The 3,330-nt window shown below is 74.3% G+C and carries 4 protein-coding genes; all 4 read left to right on the top strand.

The window, feature by feature from the left end:
- The coding region (locus B7767_RS14815; protein ID WP_256923437.1) for a CAP domain-containing protein at positions 1-793 on the top strand (793 nt) is incomplete at its 5' end.
- 70 nt (positions 794-863) lie between these two features.
- On the top strand, positions 864-1,541 hold the full coding sequence (locus B7767_RS14810) for an AIM24 family protein (RefSeq protein WP_085572600.1): 678 nt from the start codon (positions 864-866) through the stop codon (positions 1,539-1,541).
- 81 nt (positions 1,542-1,622) lie between these two features.
- Positions 1,623-2,582, top strand: coding sequence for a threonine/serine dehydratase (locus B7767_RS14805; protein ID WP_085572599.1), 960 nt, complete (start codon positions 1,623-1,625; stop codon positions 2,580-2,582).
- Positions 2,583-2,660: 78 nt separating this feature from the next.
- A partial coding sequence (locus tag B7767_RS14800; protein WP_143652465.1) for a serine/threonine-protein kinase occupies positions 2,661-3,330 on the top strand: 670 nt, incomplete at its 3' end.

Genomic DNA, 3,330 nt, shown 5'->3' with positions numbered 1-3,330 from the left:
CGCCGCCCCGGCCCGCCCGGCCGCCGGGGACGGCTTCCTCGACCTGGTGAACTCCGTCCGGGCCGCCGCCGGTTCACCGCCGGTCGCCCATGACGCGCGGCTGGCCGGCGCGGCGCGGGAGCACGCCGGCATGATGGCGCGGGGCGGACGCCTCGGCGTCGAGGGCGTGGACGGCGTCTCCGTCCACCAGCGGGTCGTCGCCGCCGGATACCCGTACCTCACCGTCGGCGAGCACCTGGTCTCCGGGCCGCTCACGGTCGACCGGTTCGTCGACCACTGCCTGCGCCACGACGCGGCCCGCCGCACCGTGTGCGACCCCTCCTTCACCCACGCCGCCGTGGGGTCGTGCGACGGGTCCGGCGACCTCTACTGGACGGCTCTGTGGGCCAGTCCGCTCACCCCGGACGGGCTGAGCCGTACGACCGGCGAGGTCATCGAGCTCACCAACCGGGAGCGCGCCCGTGCCGGACTGCCGCCCCTGTCCCACGACCCCCTGCTGACCGCGGCCGCGCAGGCGCACAGCGCCGACATGGTGGCCCGCGACTTCTACTCCCACACCGCGCCCGACGGCGGCAGGCCCTGGGACCGGGCCGCCGCCGCGGGTTCGGCGCGGCGGACGATCGGCGAGAACATAGCGTGCGGCCAGCGCTCGGCCGCCGAGGTCGTCCAGGGCTGGATGAACAGCCCCGGTCACCGCGCCAACATCCTCAAGGCCGGCTTCACCCACATCGGCGTCGGGTTCGCGGGCGGCGGCCGGGCGGGCACGTACTGGACCCAGCTCTTCGGCGGCTGACGGCGCCGGGCCCGGTGCCCGTCCGCACACGATCCTGGCGGAGGGAGGGAGTCCGGGCGAGGATGCCCTCATGAAGGGTGACCTGTTTTCCAGTCAGCACATGGTGCAGCCGGCCACGGCCCCGGGCATGTCCGTCGAGAACGCCAAGTGCCTCCGCTACACGGTGAACGGCGAGATGCTCGCCCGGCAGGGCGCGATGGTCGCCTACCGCGGCAGCCTCCAGTTCGAGCGCAGGGGGCAGGGCGTGGGCGGCATGCTCAAACGGGCGGTGACCGGCGAGGGGCTGCCGCTGATGACGGTGCGCGGCCAGGGCGAGGCCTGGTTCGCGCACGAGGCGCAGAACTGCTTCGTCGTCGACGTCGACCCGGGCGACGAGTTCACCGTCAACGGCCGCAACGTCCTGTGCTTCGACTCCTCCCTGTCGTACCGCATCGCGACCGTGAAGGGCGCCGGCATCACCGGCGGCGGACTGTTCAACAGCGTGTTCACCGGGCACGGCCGACTGGGGCTGGTGTGCGAGGGGAATCCGCTGGTGATCCCGGTGTCGCCGCAGTACCCGGTCCACGTGGACACGGACGCGGTCGTCGGCTGGACCGCGGGCCTGGCCACCTCGCTGCACCGTTCCCAGTCGCTGGGCTCGATGCTGCGCGGCGGGTCGGGCGAGGCCGTGCAGCTGACGCTGCAGGGCGAGGGGTACGTCGTCGTCCGGCCCAGTGAGGCGACACCGCAGAAGGCCCAGCAGCACTGAGCGATGTTGACCTTGGCCGCCCCGCGGGTCAGGGTGGATGACGGCACGGATCACACCCCCCGCGCCGGAGAGGTGGCAGTCGTGATCGGGATCACCGACATCGGGACCGCGGCCGAGCGGATCGCCGGGCACGTGGTGCGGACCCCGACCGTGCCGAGCCCCGGTCTGTCGGAACTGCTCGGAGCCCCGGTCACCACGAAGCTGGAGCTGTTGCAGCGCACCGGCTCGTTCAAGGTGCGGGGCGCGGCGGCGAAGCTGCTGTCGCTGAGTGAGGCCGAGCGGGCCGCCGGGGTCGTGGCGGTGAGCGGCGGCAACCACGGGATCGCCCTCGCCGTGATGGCCGCCGCCCTCGATGTGAAGGCCACGGTGGTGATGCCGCGTTCGGCGCCCCTGCGGGCCGTGGAGACCGCGGAGTCCGCGGGCGCCTCGGTGCGGCTGACCGGCGACATGGACGGCGCGTTCGCGCTCATGTCCCGGCTCCAGCAGGAGGGGCTGACCCTGGTCCACCCCTTCGACGACCCGGTGGTGATCGCCGGCCAGGGCACGGTGGGACTGGAGTTGGCCGCGGACGCCGGTGACCTCACGGACGTCCTGGTGAGCATCGGGGGCGGCGGGCTGATCTCCGGGGTCGCGGCGGCGCTGCGCGCGCTGCGGCCCGGGGTGCGGGTCTGGGGCGTGGAGACCGAGGGCGCGCAGGCGATGTCCGAGGCGCTGGCGGCGGGCGGCCCGGTGCCGGTGGAGCTGACGTCGATCGTCTCCACGCTCAGCGCCCCGGCCGTCTCCCCGCTGACGTACGCGCATGTGTCGGAGCTGGTCACCGAGGTGCTGGTGGTGCCGGACCGGGAGGCGGTGCGGGGCTCGCTGGAGCTGGCGGACCACGCCAAGGTGTGGGCCGAGCCGGCCGCCGGCTGTCTGCTGCCCGCCGCGCGGCGGGTGCTGGAGCGGGTCGGCGAGGGGGCCCGGCTCGGTCTGGTGGTGTGCGGCGGCAACGCCACCACCGGCGACATGATCGCCTGGACGGAACACTTCGAGCTTCGCTGAGCCTGCCGTTGAACGGACCCCGCCCGCTCCCCGTACCACTGGGGACAGCGGGAGCCGGCGGTTCGACGAGGGATGGCCATGGGCAGGGCGCACGTCTCCACGGAACGGCCGGTCGCCGGGCGCTACCGGCTGGTCGAGATCATCCATCGTGAGACCAACCGCGTCCGCTGGTACGCCGACGATCTGCAGACCGGCCGCCCCTGCCTGGTCACCCAGGTCGGGCTCCCGCGGGACGCGGCCGGCGCGCACCGCGCGCCCTCCCGTGTGCTGCGGGTGACGGAGAGCGCGGCGCGCCTGTGCCCCGGCCGGATCGCCACCGTCGTCGACACCGTCGAGGAGTCCGGTTTCCTGTGGGCCGTCACCGCGTGGATCGACGGGACACCGCTCGACGAGGTCCTCGCCGAGGAGGGCACGTTCCCCCCTGTGCGGGCCGCCCGCATCGCGCTGGAACTGCTCGACGTGCTGGGGGCCGCGCACGCCGGGGGCGTCGTGCACGGTGAGCTCAGCCCCGGCCAGGTGTTCCTGCGCGAGGGCGATCCGGCCGTCGTCACCGGGTACGGCCTGGCCGGCACGACATCGGCGCCCCGGCTCACGGCACCGTCGTACGCCTCCCCGGAGCAGGCCCGTGACGAGCGGATCGGGCCCGCCGCGGACCTGTGGGCGCTGGGCGCGATCCTCTACACGATGCTGGAGGGACGTCCGCCGTTCCGGGACCGCGGGCGGCCCGAGGCCACGCTGAAGGGCGTGG

The sequence above is a fragment of the Streptomyces sp. 13-12-16 genome (assembly GCF_002114215.1).
GTDB lineage: Bacteria > Actinomycetota > Actinomycetes > Streptomycetales > Streptomycetaceae > Streptomyces.
This window is presented reverse-complemented; position numbering and strand designations above follow the sequence as displayed.